We start from the raw sequence: 19521 nt of genomic DNA on the forward strand, positions 1-19521 counted from the left end.
TCATAGTTTTAGATTGTTATCAGTAATGCGCATTTTAATCGTATTAGGTTATTCCCAAATAGAATTTCACTGAGGTTTTTTATGCGAATAGCATGAAACCGCAGCGGCGCTCCTGGCCGTGTTCTTGATGAGGAAGGAAGCCCGATGACTGAAAAGTCCCTTAACGCCAGTTCGTTTTCCGTCGACAAGGCCGAGGGTCAAGCCGGCGTTGCATCCCGCTTGATTCCGCGCTGGCTGCGCAACTGGCGCACCCCCGATGTGTTGCTGCGGCTGGTCAGCCCGATTGTGTTGCTGTTGCTGTGGGAACTGGCCTCCGAGCTGGGCTTGATCCCGGCACGGATCATCGCCGCTCCGTCTCAGATTGGCGGCACCCTGTGGGCAATGATCGTCTCCGGAGAGCTGGGCAAGCACCTGCTGGTGTCCCTGCAACGGGCGCTGCTGGGCTTGAGCATCGGCGTGAGTATCGGGGTGGTGGCCGCGTTGATCACCGGCCTGTCGAAGCGCGGCGAGGTAATCCTCGACTCACCGATGCAGATGCTGCGCACCATTCCTTCCCTGGCACTGGTGCCGTTGTTCATCCTCTGGTTCGGCATCGGCGAGTTCACCAAGATCGCACTGATCGTTACCGGTACCACCTTTCCGGTGTACCTCAACCTGTTCGCCGGCATCCGCAACATCGACCCCAAACTGATCGAGGCCGCCAACACCCTCGGCCTCAACCGTCGCGAGCTGATCTGGCACGTGATCCTGCCGGGCTCGTTGCCTTCGTTTTTTGTCGGCCTGCGCTATTCCCTGGGCATCTCCTGGCTGGCCCTGGTGTTTGTCGAGCAAATCAACACCACCGCCGGTATCGGCTACCTGGCCAGTGATGCGCGGGACTTCATGCGCACCGACGTGATCGTGATCTGCCTGTTGATCTATAGCGTGCTGGGCCTGCTGATCGACGGCTTGATCCGCACCCTGGAACGTTTTGCCCTGGCCTGGCGCCCATCGTTTGTGAGGAACTGACATGTCGATTCTCGAAGCTTCAACAGCACCGGTGCAGTTGCGCAATGTGGTGCGCCAGTTCGGCCAGCAGCGGGTCATCGACGGCCTGGACCTGGATATCGCCCCGGGGGAGTTCGTTGCGTTGCTGGGCGCCAGCGGGTCCGGCAAGACCACTTTGCTGCGCAGCCTCGCGGGCCTGGACAGCATCGACAGCGGCCAGTTGCGCGTGCCCAAGGCCCGGGCGGCGGTGTTCCAGGAGCCGCGCCTGATGCCGTGGAAGCGCGCCTGGAAAAACGTGATTCTCGGCCTGCGGGTTCCCGACGCCAAGGCCCGTGCGGTGCAGGCGTTGACGGAAGTCGGGCTGGCCCATCGGCTGGAGGCGTACCCGGCGACCCTCTCCGGCGGCGAGGCCCAGCGCGTGGCATTGGCCCGCGGCCTGGTGCGCGAGCCCAAGCTGCTGTTGCTCGACGAACCGTTCGCCGCGCTGGATGCGCTGACCCGCATCAAGATGCATCGCCTGATCATCGAGCTCTGGCGCAAACACACGCCGGCCGTGTTGCTGGTGACCCACGACGTCGACGAAGCGATCCTGCTGGCCGACCGCGTGATCGTGCTGGCGGAGGGCAAGATTGCCGAGCAACTGCGCATCGACCTGCCCCGTGCACGGGATACCGGCCAGGACGGTTTCCAGGCGATTCGCGCGCGCTTGCTGAGCCTGTTGGGGGTTGAAGTGGACGCCCCGGCCGCCCAGCCTGCGAACGCCAGCGTCAGGCGGTTTGCCCATGGTTGAATTCAGAACCCTTTGCCTGTTGGCGGCTGCACTGCTGATGGGCGGCTGCGACAAAGCCGCTGAAGCGCCGAAGTCTGCATCGGATCTGTCGGGTGTGACCCTGATCCTCGGTGACCAGGCCAAGGGCTTGCGTACGGTGGTGGAGGCCGCCCACGCCCTGGATGGCATCGACTACAAGGTCCAGTGGGCCAACTTCCAGGGCGCCGCGCCGCTGTTCGAAGCCTTGCGCGCCGGCGCCGTGGACCTCGGCCCGGCCGGGGATACGCCGGTGCTGGCGGCTGCCACCGGAGGCACGCCGCTGCGTATCGTTGCGGTGCGCCGCAGTCAGGCGCGCAGCATTGCGATCCTGGTGCCGCCCGATTCACCGATCCACAGCGTGGCCGATCTGAAAGGACGCAATGTGGTGGTGTCGTCGGCCCGTGGGAGCATTTCCCAGTACCTGCTGATCCGCGCCCTGGCGAATGCCGGCGTGGATGAAAAGGACGTCAACGTCGGCTTCGTGCTGCCCACCGATGCATTACCTGCGTTCAACGCCGGCAAGATCGAAGCCTGGGCGACCTTCGGGGTGTACCAGGCGTTCGCCGAACAGCAGGGCGCGCGGGTGCTGATCAGCGGGGAGGGCATCAATACCGGCCTGACGTTTATTACCGCGTCCGATGAAGTGCTCACCGACCCGCTCAAGCGCCAGGCGTTGCGTGACGTTTTGCAGCGGTTCGCCAAGGCTTTTGAATGGGCGCAGCAGAACCCCGAGGAATACGCACGGGTGTTTGCCACGGTCAACGATATCCCGCTCAAGGTTTCACAGTTGCTGCGCACATGGGGTGATGAGTCGCTGCTGCCGGTAGAGGAGCGGGATGTGCAGGCGTTGCAGCAGGTGGATGATTTGTTTGTGGAAAAGAAGATTTTCCCGCACCGGGTAGAGGTACGGAAACTGACGGATACCGAGGTGTTTTCGCCGCAATCGCTGGCTGGCGCGCCCTGAAGTCGTTGTGTTTTGCCCGGACCTGAGGTCTCATGGGGCCGGGAAAAACTTGCGGGTAGGGAACAGCACTTGATACGGGAAGAACTGGCGCAATATGGCGGTATCACCGTCATGATTCCGGCCGCAGTGGTGATCGCCGTCTGGCTCTGGTATTCCCGGCCCCAGGCGGTCAAGTGGTGGCTGATGACCATCGCCTGCACCTATTCCATCGTGGCGTTCAGCAAGTTGCTGTTCAAGGGCTGGGGCGTGGCGCTCCAGCAGCTGGATATTGCGGTGCTCAGCGGTCACGCCATGAATACGTCGTTGATGGTGCCCGTGGCGATGAGCCTGGTGGCGCGCCGGGTCAACCCCGAGTGGCGCTGGCCCGCAGCTATCGCCGGGATGTTGATCGCCGGCTGGTTCAGTGCCTATTGCGTGGCACCCTATATTCACCCACTCAACGAAGCACTGGCCGGTGGCTTTTTGGGCGGCATGGCGGCACTGGCGTTTCTATGGCGCCTTGAGGTGGTTGAAGTGCGGGTTTCCCCATCGTTGATCGGGGGGGGAATGGTGATCCTGTTGTTAAGTGCGATGGCACCCAAGTACAACGCCGAGAAGCTGCTCAACCATGTGGCAGTGGCCGTATCAGGTGCCGACCAGGCCCATCAGGAGCCTTCCTGGCGGACCTCTTCCATGCAGTTGAACGCCGAGTAAGTGGCCAGGTCCAGGGCCAGGTTACTTTCCACCAGCAGCTCCAGCAGGACCGTCTGGCAATTGAAGCGTCGGGCATCGCCACGGCGCTGCGAACGCTTCATCTGCTTGAACAGCGTGTCGGTTATGTCCTGCGGTGAGTTGCCGCGCAACTGATCCAGCCAGTGGGACATGATCCGGGTGTTGCGCGCATATTGCTCCGCCGGCAGTTGTTCGTGCGGTGCCAGGCCCACGAAACCTTCAAACGTGTTCGTCAGCCTTTTCAAGGCGTAGGCCCGTTTCAGATCCTCATAAATGCTCATGGCCGCTCCTCGGTGCAGGAAATATTCGCCAATAGTTCGGCCGTCTTCATTTGCATCAGGTGGCTGTCGCCGCGGCTCTCCACGCACAGGCAGATGGACAGGGGATTGCTCACCTGCAACTTGAAGCGCCAGTCGGCGAACACCATTGAGAGCCCGGTACAGGATTCGTCACTGTCCAGGGAATGGCCGGCGTATAACACCTGCATGCGTTCTACAACGGTGGTTGAACTATTAACCTTGACGTGAATGTTTCCCGAAGAAGGAAACAGGCCGATACGCTCTACCAATAGCTTTGAACTTTTCATGGCCGTCCCTCGCTGTTAATTCACGTATTACTTTATTCTCAAGAGGTGAAAAAGTAAGCGGATGTTATTTTTAGTCTGTTATTAAGTTGAATGTTATTTCTTGTCTGTTCAGCGCCGCTATCAGTCACTTCTTTGCACTCGGCTGATTTCTGCCAATGGCAAGTTGATGCGTTGTTCCCGTTGCAGGAAGTTCATCAGCAACACCACACGTTCCTCACCGTCCATGGCCAGGAAGACCGCTTCAAGTTCGGCAAACGGCCCTTCATTGATGCGCACGCTTTCGCCGGGCTGCAACAGGGCGCTCACCACGGCCTGGTGGTCGCGCTCCTGGAGTTCGTCCACCAGCGTGTCGCTGATGGGCAACGGGTGCGCGCCGAATGCCACCACCCGCGACACACCGCGGGTCGAGCGCAGTGAGCTCCAGCTGTCCTGCTGGCTCATTTGAATAAACAGATAACCGGGAAACAACGATTCACGGGTGGTCCTGCGCTGGCCCTTCAACAGCCGTTCGCGTTTATAGGTAGACCGGAAGCAGGTATAGCCCTGGCGCTGGAGGTGCTCCTCGGCGCGCTCGTCCTGCCGGGATTTGCACTGGACCAGGTACCAGGCTTTGTTGGCACTTGCGCTCATGGGAGTTCCTCTTCCTATATAAGGCGATACGTGACAAGGCTGTAATTTAAAGCCGATGGGGGTGGCGAAGTAATGAATGTTATAAATTGTCGGGTTGAAGGCGGTGGTTGTTATTTTTCGTCCGGAGATAATTTTGGGGGAAGTAAGGGTTACGTGTTAATAAATACTGCCGTGAAGTAATGAAGTTGAAGAGGTTGCTTCATGGAGTAATGGATGGCCCGGGGATAGTGCCTTGTTTAAAAGAGTGTTGATTGTCTGTATTGGCAATATTTGCCGTAGTCCCACCGCGGAAAGTCTTTTGCGTGGCGCACTCCCGTGCTCCGATATCAAGATCAGTTCTGCAGGTATTGCCGCGTTGGTCGGCAAGCCGATTGAAACCACCGCGCGTGCGGTACTCGAAGCCCACGGTCATCCGGCCGACAAGCACCAGGCCACCCAGTTGGCGCCACAGGCGATCAGTGAAGCCGACCTGATCCTGGTCATGGAACGACAGCACATCAATGCCGTACTCAGCATGGCGCCCGAGGCACGAGGCAAGGTCTTGCTGCTGGGCAAATGGCAAAACGAGCGAGAGATCAGCGACCCGTACCGTCAAGGCAAGGCCGCGTTTGTGCACGCTTATGCGTTGATCGAAGAGGCTGTAAACGCATGGGCGCAGCGTCTTGCACGCTGATCGCCACTACTTTTTGAATCGAAATAAAGGCTAAGAATCCGACTTATGCAGCAAACGCCAGCAGTCACCGTACAGGAAGACGATAACGGGGAGATTGATCTCCTCGGTCTGTTTGGAACACTGATCGACCATAAATGGCTGATCGCTGCGGTGACCGGTGCCTTTATGGTCACTGGCGCCGCCTATGCGGTGCTGGCAACCCCGGTCTACCAGGCGAATGCCCTGCTGCAGGTCGAAGCGAAAAAGAACGACTTGCTGGGCTTCTCGGACATCGGCGGGATGCTGGGCAAGGAGTCGCCGTCGGCCACCGAGATCGAGCTGATCCAGTCCCGCTACGTGATTGGCAAAACCGTCGACAACCTGAAACTCGATATCGTCGTACAGCCGATGTACTTCCCGGTAGTGGGTGAGTTCCTGGCGCGCCGCTTCCAGAAGGCCAACCCCGGTGCAATCGCCGAGCCGCTGCTGGGCCTGGACAGCTTCGCCTGGGGCGGCGAGTCGCTGAAGATCTTCAAGCTGGACCTGCCCGACGGGCAATTGGGCAAGAAGCTGACCCTGACCGTGGGTGAAAACGCGCACTACACCCTGGTGGATGAAGATGACCAGGTGCTGGCGGTCGGCGAGGCCGGGCAGCCGTTCGAGCAAAATGGCGTGGCATTCCAGATTGAAGAACTGCGCGCCAAGCCCGGCACGCGTTTCCGGGTGATCCGCAATGCGCGACTGACCAGCATCCTCGACTATCAGGAGAACCTGGATGTGGTCGAGCGAGGGAAGGAGTCGGGCATGATCGGCCTGGCGCTGGAAAGCACCGAGCCGGACCAGGCGATCAAAATCCTCAATCAGATCGCGGCGATCTACGTGCGGCAGAACGTGGAGCGCACCTCGGCTGAGGCGGCGCAAAGCCTGGCGTTTCTCAAGGAGCAACTGCCGGAGGTCAAGAAGGACCTGGAAAAAGCCGGGAAGGCCTTGAATGAATACCAGACCCGCAGCAAGTCGGTGGACATCACCCTGGAAACCAAGGCGATTCTCGACCAGATCGTGGGCCTCGATACCAGCATCTCCGAGCTGAAGCTGCAACAGGCCGAGATGGACCGCAAGTTCACCCGCCAGCATCCCGCGTATCGCGCATTGCTGACTCAGATCGGCGAGCTGACCAGCAAGCAGCAGAGCCTGGCGAGCCGGGTCGAGAGCCTGCCTTCCACCCAGCAGGAGCTGCTGAGCCTCACCCGGGATGTCGAGGTCGGCACGGCCATTTACACCCAGTTGCTCAACAAGTCCCAGGAACTCGATGTGATGCGCGCGGGCACCGTGGGCAACGTGCGCCTGATCGACACCGCAGACGTCAATTTCTTCAAGCCGATCAAGCCGAAAAAGATCCTCATCGTGCTGATCGCGACGCTGCTGGGCGGCTTCCTGGCGGTGACGCTGGTGCTGCTGCGCAAGGCGCTGAACCGTGGCCTGGAAAGCCCCGAGGCCATCGAGCAACTGGGCTTGCCGGTGTACGCGTCGATTCCGTACAGCACGCTGCAAAAGGTCGAAGAAGACAAAATCAGCCGCGGGCGTGGGCGTGCCGATGCCGGCTCTTCATTGCTGGCCATCAGTCACCCCACGGACCTGGCAGTGGAGGCCTTGCGCAGTTTGCGCACCAGTTTGCACTTCGCGATGCTCGAGGCGCCGAATAACCGGATCATGATTTCCGGCCCCAGCCCCGAGGTGGGTAAAACCTTTGTCTCGGTGAACCTGGCGGCGGTCATCGCGCAAACCGGGCAGCGCGTGTTGTTGATTGACGTGGATATGCGACGGGGCTACCTGCACAAAGTGCTGGGTGTGCCGGCCAAGGATGGGCTTTCCGACATCCTCTCCAATCAATGCACCCTTGAATCCGCCATCCACAAAACCGGCGTTGAAAACCTCGACATCATCAGCCGCGGGCAAATACCGCCGAATCCTTCCGAGCTGCTGATGCACCGCAACCTGACCGAGCTGTTGGCGCAGGTCAGCGAACGGTATGACCTGGTGATTCTGGATACGCCACCGCTCTTGGCCGTGACCGACGCAGCCATCGTGGGACGGCAATCGGGGACCAACCTGATCGTCACCCGCTATGGCTTGAACCCGGCAAAAGAGATCGAGCACACCATGCGCCGATTTGCCCAGAACGGCATCGTGCTCAGGGGCGCGATCTTCAACGGCGTTGAAAAGAAAGCGTCGGCCAAATATGGCTACGGCAACTACGGGTATTACCAGTACGAATACCAGGCTGATCGGAGCTGATTCACCACTGTAATTGCAGGATAGAGGTCACGTTTTCAGGAAATGAACGAAAAATCCTGGGGCGGTAGCGTGCCAAATTCAAATCAGCATAAAGAATACCCAGCCATGTTTTACCTGTTATCCCTTATCGCGCTGTCAGCGGGTTTGCTCGCGGCGAAAAATCCAAAATACTCAATCGTAGTGTTCGGGATAATGCTGGCTGTTATTCCCACGGGTAACTCCTACAGCGAAATAATCTCGCTCAAGGGTATCTACTTCTTTGACTTTTATATCGTGGGCGGGCTGGGCGCACTGCTGATCCGGCAGGTGGCTACACAGAAGAAACAATTGACGGTGCCGGGCGGCCTGCTTTTTGGGTGCGGGCTGTATGTGGTGTTACTCGCCTGCGGCCTGCTGGAGTCCTCGAACAAGTACCTGTTGAAGGATGTTCGGCCGTTTATAATGATCCTGTCATTTATCGTGCTCTCGAACATCGCGACCCTTGCCGCAAAAACGCTGAAGTTGCAGACAGTGCTCCTGCTATTGATCGCGATGACCGCCTTCAATGTGCTGGACATTGCCTGGTTACGCTTGGGCTTGTACAAGTTTCAAGACGTCTACTATGAAGAAAACGCCTACCGCTACCTGGACGGCGGTACGTACGCCGCCGTGGCCTATCTGATTTATTACTTCATAGACCCACGGCTGTTCGAACACAGGAAAAAGCTCGCAAGCATTTGCCTGGCCACTTCATTCATCTGTTTGTTCATTGCCAACTCTCGCTTCATCTTTGTCTCGGTGTTTGCGGCGATCATCATCCACCAATACACCCGGCCGGCCCGCATGATAGGCGTTGCCCTGGCCGGGGCGGTGGTGCTGATGGCGTTCATTGGCATCAGCAATATGATCGGGGCTGATCGAATCAATGATGGTTTGTCGTCCGAAGGCATGGCCGCCCAATTGGCCACGCGCTTCAGCCCGGCGCTGGAGTTGATCCGCGGCATGAACCCGCTGCATTACTTTGTGGGACTGGGCGCGGGCACGCCGTTCGAGATTCCCTGGTTCGAGTACCGTGGCCTCGATGACAAGAACTCGAATATCGACAGTGCCTACCTAACCTACTTCGTTAAGTACGGGCTGATCGGCGTGTACTTGCTGTACGTGTTCATTACCTCGATTACCCAGCACATGAACAGCCGGGTGGCGGTTTCGATCGCCATCTTTCTGGGGGTGATGTTCGTTGTCTCGGCCACGCCTTATCAGCCGTACGCCATCGGTATCGCGTATGGCGCGATTGTGCTGCGGGTCTGTTCCGAACACACCGCCAGGCAACGCAAAAAGATCCTCAAGCCTGACCAGCCGCTGATAACCACACCCTTGCAGGTGAATGCCGGATGAACAGCACACTGTTGAAAAAGTTCGTATCCAGTACGGCATGGAGTTTCGTTTCTGCCGTGGCCACCAAAGTGTCGGTGGTCATCACCGGCATCCTGGTTGCCCGGGTATTGGGTGCGCAATCGTTTGGCGAGTATGGCTTGATCCAGAGCGCGATTGTGATGCTTGCCAACGTCGCCGCCCAAGCCACCACCACGGCGACGGCCAAGCATATCGGGCAGTTCAAGGAGACCTGTCCCGAGAAGACCGGCAGGGGCATCGCGCTGACGCTGCTGTTCTCGGTTGTGTTCAGCGGGATGATCATCGGGACAGCGCTGTTTTTCCCGCACTTTTTCTCCAGCGTTATCCTGGGGGCAGACAGCCTCAGCGCTGCATCGCTGATCGTATTGAGCACCATCACGTTGATTATCCTGTCGGGATGGACCCAGGGCTGCCTGACCGGTTGGGGCCAATACCGGACAATCGCGACCATCAACGGAATCATTGCGATTGTCGCGATTCCGGCGACGTACTTCCTGACCCTGCAGTTGCGACTCAATGGTGCGCTGCTGGGCTTGGCCGGTTCTCAATTGCTGATCGTGTTCTTCAGCGCACTGGCCTGCTGGAAGACTTTGAAGGCCCGAAATACCACGCTGAGTTTCAAAGGTGCAATGACTGAAAAGCACGCAGTGCTGTCGGTTGGCCTGCCGGTATTGCTGACGGGGTTGATGGTCGCCCCGATGAACTGGTTCGCCAACAAGTTGCTGGCGGAAACAACTAACGGCCTTGCCGCATTGGGCATGTACGCCGCCGCGATGCAATGGAACGCGATCTTTTCCCATGTTTCCGTGGTGTTGGGCTCTGTGCTGGTGCCGATGCTGGCCGCCGCGCTGGGCGGTAAAAGCCGCAAGTTGGACGCCTTGAACTTTCTGTCGGGCTGGCTGGTGGTGTTGGTGATCATACAGCCGGTGATCATGTTCCCCGAGTTGCTGGCCAAACTGTATGGCAGCAGTTTCCTGGGGCGGGATTTTGAAGTGACGTTGGTTCTGGTAATCCTGGGTTCGCTGCTCAGTGCATTCAAGTCCGGTATTTCAAGAAAGATGATCGTGATGAACCTGGCCTGGTTCAGTGTGATGAGTAACATTCTATGGGGAGTGTTATTCATTACCGGAGCACTGTGGCTTCGGGAAGAAGGTGCAATCGGGATTGCCAAGGCATTTATCGGTTCGCAGTTTATTCACTTCCTGCTGGGACTGCCGTATTTCGTCTACAAGAAGATATTACCTCTGGAGTTGCTCGTATCTCCCAGGATCCTGATCTTGTGGACATTGCCTTTCATCAGTTTCATATCAAGCGCCTATGTCGAAAGTGTGCTGTATCGATTAATGATCATGGCGCTGATATTTATCTACATTCTCGCAACGACGTTTGCCTTGAATGCCGTGTTTAATGACCCCGTGGAAAATGGAAGCCCAGCATGAATGTCAGCAAAGTATATATCCGGGGGGCATACGGTCCTGGTAATTTGGGTGATGACGTATTAATGCTATGCGTGATCAATATTCTGAAAAAACGCTTTAAGGAATCGGATATAGCGGTGGGTGTCGATCATCCGCAGATCGCCAGGAACTTCAACCCGCGTATCAAGTGGCTGCACATCAAGGAGCCGGTCAAGGCTGACCTGGTGGTGTTGGGCGGTGGGGGCCAGTTCTTCTCGTTCATCCCACCGGCCAAAAAGGCGGCTGCCAACAAAGGCATCGTGGCGAAGCTGTGCAAGAGCATCAAGGCGCAGACCGACCTGAAGTCCACGCTTCTGCGTTTGTATGTCGGGTTGCTCGGTGGTGTCGACAGGATCTATTTCCACCGGCGCCTGGCAGCGTTCTGTATTGGCCTGGGCCCCTTCGATGGCGGCGGCAAGCTGCTGACCCGCGCCGTCAGCGTGATCAATCGCTGTGACTACATTTCCGTGCGGGACGGTACCAGCCAGCAGCATTGCAAGGCTTTCGGAAAGTCCGACGTCGAGGTGTACACCGACCCCAGCCTGCTTTCCGACCTGTGGATCTCCAGCAAAGACCTGGAGGTCGGCAGCCTCAAGAAGGGCAAGTACCTGTCCTTCATCCTGCGCGACTGGCCCCATGACGCGAACGGGCAACAGTTCATCAAGGCGATGGTCCAGGCCGCGGATGAGCTCGCCAAGCGTGGCGAGCAGGTACGCCTGGTCTCGCTGTACAAGGAACGTGACCAGCACCTGATCGACAAGTACCACACGTTCGAATGGTTGTGCTGGGACGCGGCGGGCGATACGCCCGAAACCTTCATGGCGAAACTGATCGTCGAGTCCGACGTGATCATCAGCGCCCGTGCACACGGTGTACTGCTGCCGGCTTCCCTGGGCTTTCCCACCATCGCGGTTGAAATCGAAAACAAGCTGAAAAAAGTCCATGAAATGCTGCCGCAGGGCACCCGGCTGGTCAGCACCCCAGACCCTGAGGTGATCAAGGCCACCATCAGCGAATTCAGGCAATCCAAGGCGCAAATGGCCGAGCACCTCAAGCAGGAGATCGCCCAGCGTTCTTCCCTTGCGCAAAAAGCGGTCGACGACTTTTTGAAATGGGTCGATGAAAAATAAAGTGGAGGGGCAACCGACGTGAAAAAGACAGCCTCGACGCTACTCATTGTGGCGTTCGCCCTGCAGGTGGCTGCCAGCGGCGCATCTGAGTTGAACGACCGTTGCGAGCCAGGCATCAAGAACATCTACCCGTCACTGCCGGACATTTCGCAGATGGCCGACGGGCCCCAGGCGCAAAGCAGCATAAAGGGCAGGGCCAATCTGACGAACAAGGCCTACAGCCAAAAGATCAAGGACATTGCCGTGCATTTTCCGGCCGGCTCCTATGACCCGGGTTCGATGGTGCGCCTTGGGTTGCCCTACGGCGGCATTGAATTCAAATCCCCACTGCCGCAACCGGGCAGGGAATGCCTGGTACTGACCTATGAGTTGAAGTTCGACAGGAATTTCGACTTTGTAAAAGGCGGCAAGCTCCCGGGCCTCTACGGTGGCACCGGCAATACGGGCGGCAAGATACCGAACGGCCATGACGGCTTTTCCACGCGCTACATCTGGAAAGAAAAGGGCGTCGGCGCCATTTACGCGTATTTGCCCACCAGTAAAACCTGGGGCACGGCAGTCGGGTTGGGTTCCTGGATCTTTACGGTGGGGCAATGGCACAGGTTGGAGCAACTGGTGAAGTTGAATACGCCGGGGCAGGCCGACGGTGTGATTTCCATTTGGTACGACAACCAGCTGGTGCACTCGGAAACCGGGCTGACGTTTAGAGACACGCCGGAGATCACCATCGACGGCTTGCTGTTTTCGACGTTCTTCGGTGGCAATAACCCGTCTTTCGCCACGCCGGTGAGTACCAATATCCGCTTCAGGAATTTTGTGATGAGTTCACAGCGCGTAACGGATACTTCAGGGCAGGGCGAGTAGATGAAGAACCTGAAACTGAACATCAAGAAGGCCGCTGTTGCGCTGTTCAATACGCTGCTAAGCCTGGCGTTGTTTTTCAATCTGCGACGCGCGTTGCTCCGGGCAACCGGATGCCGGGTGGGCGCCCGGACTACGATCCACCGCAACGTGGTGTTTTTCTCCTTCGGCAACTTCTCGGTCGGGAAAAACTGCACGGTCAATTACGACTGCTACCTGGATAACCGGGCGGGCATCCGCATCGGCGACAACGTCAATATTTCCCATAACACCCGGATTTATACGCTGGGCCACGATATTGATGACCCCATGAGTTGCCTGGTGGGGAAGCCGGTGTTGATTGAAGACAATGCCTGGATCTTTCCCAATGTGATGGTGATGCCAGGCGTCACCATCGGAACAGGCGCGGTTGTTTATCCGGGCAGTGTGGTCACGCGCAACGTTGCAGCGTATTCGATCGTGGGAGGCAATCCGGCCAAACATATCCGCTTCAGAAACAACACTATTCGATACAACGCCGACTTTCCGATCTGGTTTGCAGTGTAAGCAATCTCACTGGCCCCACCTTTATTTATGCAGGACTCTGACGTGAAATCATTAATGATTGCATGGATTGGCTATCAACGACGCGCCGATACCATGAAGCAATACTGGGCGTATGACATTCTGCATCTGCCCAACCAGTTCAAGAAGAAATCCGCGCGGCCGCTGGATTACTTGATCAAGTCGTTTAAAACCCTGAAGACCCTGTTGGCCGGTTCGCCTGACGTGCTGTGGGTGCAGTTGCCGCCGAGCCCGGTATTGCATATAGCACTGGCCTACAAGTTTATATTCAACCGGCGGCTGAAGATTATCGCCGATGCCCACAACAGCCTGTTGCGCAAACAATGGATAGGCTTTCCGGGCACGGTAGCGCTGTTGAATAGAATCGATGCCGTCGTCGTTCATAATTTTAAAGTCAAAGAAGAGTTGGCCGGCCTGGGCGTCAAGGACACCAATATCTTTATCCTGGAAGACTTGCCGTGTGACTTTCACGCGGCGCCCGCCAGTGAGCGCGAGACACCCTATGTACTGTTTCCGTGCTCGTTTGATATCGATGAACCGATCGAGATCGTGATCAACGCCGCCCGCGAAATGCCCGGTGTCGACTTCCTGATCACCGGCAAGCATCAGGGCAAGCTCTCCGAGGAGCTCGTGGCGTCACTCCCCGAGAACATCAAGCTGACCGGCTTCCTCAGCAAGGCGACCTTTGAACAGCTGCTGTGCCACGCGAATGTGGTGCTCGGCCTGACCACCCGCGACAACGTCCAACTGAGCGTGGCCAACGAAGCGGTCAGCGCCGGCAGGCCGATGGCGCTTTCGAATACCACGGTACTGCGCTCGTTGTTTTCCGAGGCGGCGGTGTTTGTCGACACCCTGGACCCGCTGTCCATCAAGGCCGGCGTCGCGCAGCTCATCGCCAATCAAGAAACCTATAAAGAGAAATCGGCCTTGCTCAAAGCCAAGCGAATAACCCGCTGGAAAGGCCAGGCCCAACTGTTAAGAACTGCCGCCACTATTTAATGATGTCTATTACACCTGACAGGAAGGGAACCGTCATGAGTCAATCAAGTGATGTTTTATTGATTTGTTCTGGAGGTGGGCACTGGGTACAAATGAGCAAGTTGCTGCCTGCCTTCGACGGTCAAAAAGTTACCATCGCCACCGTTGATATCAGCATTGGCTCGCAGTATCCAACCCATGCCTTCGCGCAAGTCCCGGACTTTAATCGCAGTGAACCGTTGAAGATCATCAAGGGCTTTTGCCAGATCTTTGCGATCGTTTACCGCAGCAAGGCCAGGTACGTGATCTCCACCGGGGCGGCACCGGGGTTGCTGGGGCTGGTCGCGGGAAAACTGATGGGCAAAAAGACCCTGTGGATCGACAGCATTGCCAATCCCAAGAAGCTCTCGTTGTCCGGCAGGATCGCTGTGTATTTTGTCGATGAGTTGCTGACCCAGTGGCCCACGCTGTCGCAAAACAGCCGGGCCCAATATAAAGGGAGGATTGTATAAATGATATTTTGCAGCGTTGGCACTCAAGCACCCTTTGAAAGAATGCTCGGCTACTTGCATGAGTGGAGTCATGCAAACCCGCAGGTCCCGATTGTTGCCCAGGTGGGCAATAACGAAAATGACCTGGGGCGCATTACGGCTTACAAGACCATCGCCGAGCCGCTGTTTTCCAAGAACTTCAATGCGTCAAAGGTGATTGTTTCCCATGCGGGCATGGGCAATATCATTCGCTCCCTTGAACTGGGCAAACCGATTGTTATTGTCCCGCGCGACAGTCGACGCGGTGAACACATCAATAATCACCAGTACGACACCGCCGAAAACTTTTCAGACCTTCCCTCTGTGTTTATCGCCCATGATAAAGATGCGTTCTTTTCGGCGATTGATTCGGCGCTTAACTACAGCAATGTCGAAAGTTCACTGGACTTTACCGAAAGGGACCGCTTGATCAGTTATGTGAAGTCATTCACTTCTTAAGTTTCGGCTGTTTGTCAATCCGCTCTTATTGCCTTTAATCATCGAGTAATCGTTATGATCCCAGTTATATTGTCTGGCGGTTCAGGCACGCGCCTGTGGCCGCTTTCAAGAGCGCTTAAACCAAAGCAGTTTATTGCGCTGCACGGTGACTTGAGTTTGTTTCAAGCCACCTTGGATCGCATCAAGAACCTGTCGATAGAGGGCGAGACCGTCAGCCCGCCGATCATTGTGTGCAACGAAGAACACCGTTTCATCGTGGCCGAGCAAAGTCGATCACTGGACGTGATCCCGCAGAAAATCCTCCTTGAGCCGACCGCCCGCAACACCGCCCCGGCGATTGCGGCGGCAACCCTGTCGGCGCTGGTGGATGGGGACGATCCGATCCTGCTGGTGCTGGCGGCGGACCATGTGATCGGCGATACCCAAGCGTTTAATGCGGCCTTGACACTGGCCAAGGTGGAAGTCAACAAAGGCAAGATCGTCACCTTCGGGGTTGTGCCCACCAAGCCGGAGACCGGCTACGGCTATATCCGTACTCAAGCGGCTGCGGTGGACGGCGCCGCGCATGTCGATGCCTTCGTGGAAAAGCCCGACCTGGCGACCGCGCAAGGCTACCTGGAACAAGGCAACTACTTCTGGAACAGTGGCATGTTCATGTTCCGCGCCTCGGTGATGAAGGCCGAGCTGGAGCGCCTGAGCCCGGAGATCATGGTGGCCGCGGAACTGTCCCTCTCCAACGCGGCCCATGACCAGGATTTCACCCGGCTCAGCCAGGTGGATTTTGTGAACGCACCCAACGTGTCGATCGATTACGCGGTGATGGAAAAGACCCACATCGCGTCGGTGGTCATCCTCGATTCGCCGTGGAGCGACCTGGGTGCCTGGGACTCAGTGTGGGAAGCGGGCTTCAAGGATCAGAACCAGAACTGCACCCAGGGCGACGTGCTGCTGCAGGACGTCACCAACAGCTATGTGCATGCCAGCCACCGCCTGGTCACGGTTGCAGGGATCAATGATGTGGTGGTCGTCGAGACCGCCGACGCGATTTTGGTGACCACCAAGGACCACGCGCAAGACGTCAAGAAAATAGTCGCGCAGCTGACTGAAAAGCACCGGATCGAGAGCACCAGCCACCGCGAAGTCTATCGGCCGTGGGGCAAATATGACTCGGTGGACCAGGGCTATCGGTACCAGGTGAAGCGGATCACGGTGAAGCCGGGGCACAAGCTGTCGGTGCAACTGCACCACCACCGGGCCGAGCACTGGATCGTGGTGTCCGGCACCGCGAATGTGCAAATCGCCGACAAGCAAGTGCTGCTGACCGAGAACCAGTCCACCTACATCCCCATTGGCGTTGTGCACTCCCTCGAAAACCCGGGGCGAATCCCGCTGGAGCTGATTGAAGTCCAATCGGGCTCGTACCTGGGCGAGGACGACATCATCCGCTTTGAAGACCGCTATGGCCGCCTCGAGCTTGTTTAAAGGAAGATTGAAATGAATGTAACTGTATTTGGAATCGGCTATGTGGGCCTGGTGCAGGCAGCGGTGCTGGCCGACGCGGGGCATGAGGTGTGTTGTGTCGACGTGGACGCGACTAAAGTCGAGAACCTCAAGGCCGGCATTATTCCGATCTTTGAGCCCGGGCTGAGTGCGCTCGTCCAGAAGAACCATGATGCCGGACGCTTGCACTTCACCACCGATGCCGCGCAAGGCGTGCGGCACGGAGAGGTGCAGTTCATCGCCGTGGGCACCCCGCCTGATGACGATGGCAGCGCCGACATCAAGTACGTGCTCTCCGTTGCCGCGACTATTGCGCTCAACATGACCGAGCCGAAGATTATCGTTAACAAGTCCACGGTGCCGGTGGGGACGGCGGACAAGGTCCGGGCGAAGGTGTCCGAGGTGTTGACGTCGCGGGGGCTCGAGGTGGAGTTCCACGTGATCTCGAACCCCGAGTTCCTCAAGGAAGGTTCGGCGGTCGCCGACTGCACCCGGCCCGACCGGATCATCATCGGCAGCGACAGCAGTTACGCCGTGGACCGCATGCGGGAGCTGTATGAACCCTTCAACCGCAACCACGAAAAGATCATCACGATGGACATCAGGAGTGCCGAGCTGACCAAGTACGCGGCCAACTGCCTGCTGGCCACCAAGATTTCCTTCATGAATGAAATGGCCAATTTCGCCGAACGCTTGGGCGCCGACATTGAGGCGGTTCGTAAAGGCATTGGCTCCGATCCACGGATCGGCTACGACTTTATCTACCCAGGCTGCGGTTATGGCGGCTCGTGCTTCCCGAAAGATGTGCAGGCGCTGGAGCGCACCGCGTCGTCGATCGGCTATCAGGCAACGCTGTTGTCTGCCGTCGAGGAAGTCAACAAGCGCCAGAAGCAGCACCTGTTCGGGCATATTCACCACCACTTCGGCGGCCAGCTGGAGGGCAAGACCTTCGCCATCTGGGGCCTGGCCTTCAAGCCCAATACGGATGACATGCGCGAAGCCTCGAGCCGCGTGTTGATCGAACAACTGCGCAGCGTGGGTGCCCGGGTCCAGGCATTCGACCCCGAAGCGATGGCCGAGACCCAGCGCATTTACGGGATGAACGAAGACCTGTTGCTGATGGGCACCAAGGAAGCGGCGTTGCAAGGTGCCGATGCGCTGGTGATCGTGACCGAATGGCGGGAGTTCAAGGCCCCGGACCTGGACTTGATAAAAGAAAAACTGAGCACGCCGGTGATCTTTGACGGCCGCAATATATTTGATCCGCAGCGTATGAAAGCCAATGGTTTCGAGTATTACGGTATTGGTCGCGGGTTATCGGTACGCCCCGTTGTTTAATCCTGACGATTATTAACATTGGTGGTTTGAGCTATCCACAAGTGAGATGATTTCGAGGAGGTTAAGTGCGTGATCCAACAGGATCTTTGCGCAGTTTGCATAGCCTGTTTATCTCCGTTCCATCACTACGCCCTTATTGCATTATTTGATAAGGGGTAAATATCGAGAAGGAGTCTGATATGAGGAAAATACTGTTGGCCGGCGTGCTGGCCTTTAGCAGTACTGCGGCATTGGCGGCAGGTGAAGTCGCGAGCGAGGCCTTGAGCGATGCGGCCGGCGCGAGCGAGCCCCTGTCGTTGAGCACCCCGCTCGTGGGCGGCGTGACGCTCGGTGAAACCGTCGGGGTCGGTACCGCGGTAGTCGGCGCTGCGGCGGCGGCTTCCAACTCGGGCGGCAGTTCCAATGGCGGTACTTCCGGCACCGGCGGCACCACCGGTACAGGCGGTACCACCGGTACCAACTAATAACCCGCAATGTGTGTTGTTCAAGATCACCCGGAACTTCTGGGTGATCTTTTTTAGACTCGCCCTCGACTAGCGTAGTGCCATTATGATTCGTAGGTTACCTGTTCTTTTGCTGGCAAGTTTCAGCTTGCACGGCTGCATGTTTTCGCCTGGTCAACATATGGACACCAGTCAAATGTCCAGTGAGGGTTCTTCCGAAAGTACTCGGGTAGAGTTGATTCCCATCACCCCCAAATTGATTGCCATGGATGCCGCCACGCATGTTCGTGAATCGGTGCCGGCGGAACTGTTGTCTTATGTGCCCGGTGGCTATCGCGTCGGTGCCAATGACCTGTTGTTCATCACGGTTTGGGACCATCCCGAGTTGACGGCACCGTCCGGGCCGCAACAGCAGATCGACGCCAACGGGCGCCTGGTTCGCCCCGATGGCACGTTGTTTTATCCGTATATCGGCAACGTCCCGGTGGCCGGCAAGACCATCGAAGAGCTGCGGGCCTTTATCGCCGGGCGCTTGTCGCAATTTATTGAAAGCCCACAGGTCGACGTCAGCGTCCTGCGGTTTGCCAGCCAGACAGTGGTGGTGACCGGGGCGGTGATCAAGGCCGGGCAACAGCCGATCACCACCACGCCATTGAGCGCCGTCGAGGCCATTGGCGCCGCCGGTGTCGATCCCACGAATGCCGACCTCTCGAGCCTGACCCTCACGCGTGACGGCCGTGAGTACACGCTTGACCTGGACAGCCTCAATCGCCAGGGCTCGCAACTGCAGGGCATCTACCTCAAGGGCGGCGACCGGTTGTACCTGCCCTATAACGACCAGAAACGTGTCTACCTGATGGGCGAAGTCAATCAGCCCCGGGCCCTGAGCTTCAAGGGCAAGTCGATCAACCTGACCGATGCCCTGGGTACCGTAGGCGGCTTGAACCAGACCACTTCCAATGGCAATGCGGTCTATGTGATTCGCGGCGTGGACAACCTGGAAGCCGAACCGGCCAAGGTGTTCCAGCTCGATGCCCAGTCACCGTCCGCGCTGGTGCTGGCCACCCGGTTCGACTTGCAACCCCAGGACATCGTGTACGTCGGGCCTGCCGGCGTGACGCGCTGGAACCGCCTGATCAGCCAGTTGCTGCCGACCGCCAGTGCCATTGGGATTGGTGCCCGATCGGCCAATGACCTCAGTGAAGTCAACAGCAGATAAGGCGTTATCCCGTG

General features: G+C 57.7%; 21 protein-coding genes. 18 read left to right on the forward strand and 3 right to left on the reverse strand.

Going from position 1 to position 19521, the window contains the following annotated elements; all coding sequences use genetic code 11:
• Positions 1-144 precede the first annotated feature (144 nt).
• From C0058_RS13610 to C0058_RS13625, 4 genes are all read left to right on the forward strand, one after another.
• The gene (locus tag C0058_RS13610; RefSeq protein ID WP_003211316.1) at positions 145-1008 is read left to right on the forward strand and encodes an ABC transporter permease; all 864 of its coding nucleotides are present in this window, start codon (positions 145-147) and stop codon (positions 1006-1008) included.
• Position 1009: 1 nt separating this feature from the next.
• Complete coding sequence (locus C0058_RS13615; protein WP_008435484.1) at positions 1010-1777, forward strand: ABC transporter ATP-binding protein; 768 nt, start codon at positions 1010-1012, stop codon at positions 1775-1777.
• Positions 1770-2759: an ABC transporter substrate-binding protein gene (locus C0058_RS13620; RefSeq protein ID WP_102368809.1), complete on the forward strand. Its 990-nt coding sequence runs from the start codon at positions 1770-1772 to the stop codon at positions 2757-2759. The genes C0058_RS13615 and C0058_RS13620 overlap by 8 nt, the downstream gene beginning before the upstream one ends.
• Positions 2760-2828: 69 nt before the next feature.
• On the forward strand, positions 2829-3452 hold the full coding sequence (locus tag C0058_RS13625; RefSeq protein WP_008435482.1) for a hypothetical protein: 624 nt from the start codon (positions 2829-2831) through the stop codon (positions 3450-3452).
• On the opposite strand, the gene C0058_RS13630 is transcribed toward C0058_RS13625, so the two are convergent.
• The 3 genes from C0058_RS13630 to rfaH all read right to left on the reverse strand — a co-directional run bounded on the left by C0058_RS13630 (position 3404) and on the right by rfaH (position 4686).
• Positions 3404-3751: a hypothetical protein gene (locus C0058_RS13630; RefSeq protein WP_102368810.1), complete on the reverse strand. Its 348-nt coding sequence runs from the start codon at positions 3749-3751 to the stop codon at positions 3404-3406. The two genes, C0058_RS13625 and C0058_RS13630, sit on opposite strands and share 49 nt — an antisense overlap.
• On the reverse strand, positions 3748-4056 hold the full coding sequence (locus tag C0058_RS13635; protein ID WP_023658750.1) for a hypothetical protein: 309 nt from the start codon (positions 4054-4056) through the stop codon (positions 3748-3750). Before C0058_RS13635 ends, C0058_RS13630 begins: the two co-directional genes overlap by 4 nt.
• Positions 4057-4176: 120 nt before the next feature.
• Positions 4177-4686: a transcription/translation regulatory transformer protein RfaH gene (gene rfaH / locus C0058_RS13640; protein ID WP_102368811.1), complete on the reverse strand. Its 510-nt coding sequence runs from the start codon at positions 4684-4686 to the stop codon at positions 4177-4179.
• A 232-nt stretch (positions 4687-4918) separates the two neighbouring features.
• Between rfaH and C0058_RS13645 the strand changes: the two genes are divergently transcribed.
• The 14 genes from C0058_RS13645 to C0058_RS13710 all read left to right on the forward strand — a co-directional run bounded on the left by C0058_RS13645 (position 4919) and on the right by C0058_RS13710 (position 19507).
• Complete coding sequence (locus C0058_RS13645) at positions 4919-5359, forward strand: low molecular weight protein-tyrosine-phosphatase (RefSeq protein WP_032899408.1); 441 nt, start codon at positions 4919-4921, stop codon at positions 5357-5359.
• A 45-nt stretch (positions 5360-5404) separates the two neighbouring features.
• Complete coding sequence (locus C0058_RS13650; protein ID WP_102368812.1) at positions 5405-7633, forward strand: polysaccharide biosynthesis tyrosine autokinase; 2229 nt, start codon at positions 5405-5407, stop codon at positions 7631-7633.
• Between the two features lie 105 nt (positions 7634-7738).
• The gene (locus tag C0058_RS13655) at positions 7739-9010 is read left to right on the forward strand and encodes a DUF6369 family protein (protein WP_023658751.1); all 1272 of its coding nucleotides are present in this window, start codon (positions 7739-7741) and stop codon (positions 9008-9010) included.
• Positions 9007-10467, forward strand: a complete 1461-nt coding sequence (locus C0058_RS13660; protein WP_102368813.1) for an oligosaccharide flippase family protein — start codon at positions 9007-9009, stop codon at positions 10465-10467. The genes C0058_RS13655 and C0058_RS13660 overlap by 4 nt, the downstream gene beginning before the upstream one ends.
• Positions 10464-11615 carry a polysaccharide pyruvyl transferase family protein gene (locus C0058_RS13665; protein WP_102368814.1) on the forward strand — a complete coding sequence of 384 codons (1152 nt, stop codon included), beginning with the start codon at positions 10464-10466 and terminating at the stop codon, positions 11613-11615. The genes C0058_RS13660 and C0058_RS13665 overlap by 4 nt, the downstream gene beginning before the upstream one ends.
• An 18-nt stretch (positions 11616-11633) precedes the next feature.
• Positions 11634-12479, forward strand: a complete 846-nt coding sequence (locus tag C0058_RS13670; RefSeq protein WP_256579584.1) for a polysaccharide lyase — start codon at positions 11634-11636, stop codon at positions 12477-12479.
• Positions 12480-13022 carry a DapH/DapD/GlmU-related protein gene (locus tag C0058_RS13675; protein ID WP_102368815.1) on the forward strand — a complete coding sequence of 181 codons (543 nt, stop codon included), beginning with the start codon at positions 12480-12482 and terminating at the stop codon, positions 13020-13022. It begins immediately after the preceding gene.
• Positions 13023-13076: 54 nt separating this feature from the next.
• The gene (locus C0058_RS13680; RefSeq protein WP_087694223.1) at positions 13077-14039 is read left to right on the forward strand and encodes a hypothetical protein; all 963 of its coding nucleotides are present in this window, start codon (positions 13077-13079) and stop codon (positions 14037-14039) included.
• 35 nt (positions 14040-14074) lie between these two features.
• Positions 14075-14530 carry a hypothetical protein gene (locus C0058_RS13685; RefSeq protein ID WP_023658755.1) on the forward strand — a complete coding sequence of 152 codons (456 nt, stop codon included), beginning with the start codon at positions 14075-14077 and terminating at the stop codon, positions 14528-14530.
• On the forward strand, positions 14531-15007 hold the full coding sequence (locus C0058_RS13690) for a glycosyltransferase (protein ID WP_102368816.1): 477 nt from the start codon (positions 14531-14533) through the stop codon (positions 15005-15007).
• A gap of 54 nt (positions 15008-15061) precedes the next feature.
• On the forward strand, positions 15062-16489 hold the full coding sequence (locus tag C0058_RS13695) for a mannose-1-phosphate guanylyltransferase/mannose-6-phosphate isomerase (protein WP_102368817.1): 1428 nt from the start codon (positions 15062-15064) through the stop codon (positions 16487-16489).
• A 12-nt stretch (positions 16490-16501) separates the two neighbouring features.
• Positions 16502-17845: a UDP-glucose/GDP-mannose dehydrogenase family protein gene (locus tag C0058_RS13700; RefSeq protein ID WP_003211357.1), complete on the forward strand. Its 1344-nt coding sequence runs from the start codon at positions 16502-16504 to the stop codon at positions 17843-17845.
• Positions 17846-18024: 179 nt separating this feature from the next.
• A complete protein-coding gene (locus C0058_RS13705; protein WP_003211359.1) occupies positions 18025-18309 on the forward strand; it encodes a hypothetical protein in 285 nt (94 codons plus the stop codon).
• Positions 18310-18394: 85 nt separating this feature from the next.
• A complete protein-coding gene (locus tag C0058_RS13710; protein ID WP_143495494.1) occupies positions 18395-19507 on the forward strand; it encodes a polysaccharide export protein in 1113 nt (370 codons plus the stop codon).
• Positions 19508-19521 lie beyond the last annotated feature (14 nt).

This window comes from Pseudomonas sp. NC02, assembly GCF_002874965.1.
GTDB lineage: Bacteria > Pseudomonadota > Gammaproteobacteria > Pseudomonadales > Pseudomonadaceae > Aquipseudomonas.

What these genes read in the sequence shown, in the direction of transcription:
- C0058_RS13610 (WP_003211316.1), top strand. Translation starts at nt 145, where the DNA reads ATGACTGAAAAGTCCCTTAACGCCAGTTCGTTTTCCGTCGACAAGGCC.
- C0058_RS13615 (WP_008435484.1), top strand. Translation starts at nt 1,010, where the DNA reads ATGTCGATTCTCGAAGCTTCAACAGCACCGGTGCAGTTGCGCAATGTG.
- C0058_RS13620 (WP_102368809.1), top strand. Translation starts at nt 1,770, where the DNA reads ATGGTTGAATTCAGAACCCTTTGCCTGTTGGCGGCTGCACTGCTGATG.
- C0058_RS13630 (WP_102368810.1), bottom strand. Translation starts at nt 3,751, where the DNA reads ATGAGCATTTATGAGGATCTGAAACGGGCCTACGCCTTGAAAAGGCTG.
- C0058_RS13635 (WP_023658750.1), bottom strand. Translation starts at nt 4,056, where the DNA reads ATGAAAAGTTCAAAGCTATTGGTAGAGCGTATCGGCCTGTTTCCTTCT.
- rfaH (WP_102368811.1), bottom strand. Translation starts at nt 4,686, where the DNA reads ATGAGCGCAAGTGCCAACAAAGCCTGGTACCTGGTCCAGTGCAAATCC.
- C0058_RS13650 (WP_102368812.1), top strand. Translation starts at nt 5,405, where the DNA reads ATGCAGCAAACGCCAGCAGTCACCGTACAGGAAGACGATAACGGGGAG.
- C0058_RS13655 (WP_023658751.1), top strand. Translation starts at nt 7,739, where the DNA reads ATGTTTTACCTGTTATCCCTTATCGCGCTGTCAGCGGGTTTGCTCGCG.
- C0058_RS13660 (WP_102368813.1), top strand. Translation starts at nt 9,007, where the DNA reads ATGAACAGCACACTGTTGAAAAAGTTCGTATCCAGTACGGCATGGAGT.
- C0058_RS13665 (WP_102368814.1), top strand. Translation starts at nt 10,464, where the DNA reads ATGAATGTCAGCAAAGTATATATCCGGGGGGCATACGGTCCTGGTAAT.
- C0058_RS13675 (WP_102368815.1), top strand. Translation starts at nt 12,480, where the DNA reads ATGAAGAACCTGAAACTGAACATCAAGAAGGCCGCTGTTGCGCTGTTC.
- C0058_RS13680 (WP_087694223.1), top strand. Translation starts at nt 13,077, where the DNA reads ATGATTGCATGGATTGGCTATCAACGACGCGCCGATACCATGAAGCAA.
- C0058_RS13685 (WP_023658755.1), top strand. Translation starts at nt 14,075, where the DNA reads ATGAGTCAATCAAGTGATGTTTTATTGATTTGTTCTGGAGGTGGGCAC.
- C0058_RS13690 (WP_102368816.1), top strand. Translation starts at nt 14,531, where the DNA reads ATGATATTTTGCAGCGTTGGCACTCAAGCACCCTTTGAAAGAATGCTC.
- C0058_RS13695 (WP_102368817.1), top strand. Translation starts at nt 15,062, where the DNA reads ATGATCCCAGTTATATTGTCTGGCGGTTCAGGCACGCGCCTGTGGCCG.
- C0058_RS13700 (WP_003211357.1), top strand. Translation starts at nt 16,502, where the DNA reads ATGAATGTAACTGTATTTGGAATCGGCTATGTGGGCCTGGTGCAGGCA.
- C0058_RS13705 (WP_003211359.1), top strand. Translation starts at nt 18,025, where the DNA reads ATGAGGAAAATACTGTTGGCCGGCGTGCTGGCCTTTAGCAGTACTGCG.
- C0058_RS13710 (WP_143495494.1), top strand. Translation starts at nt 18,395, where the DNA reads ATGATTCGTAGGTTACCTGTTCTTTTGCTGGCAAGTTTCAGCTTGCAC.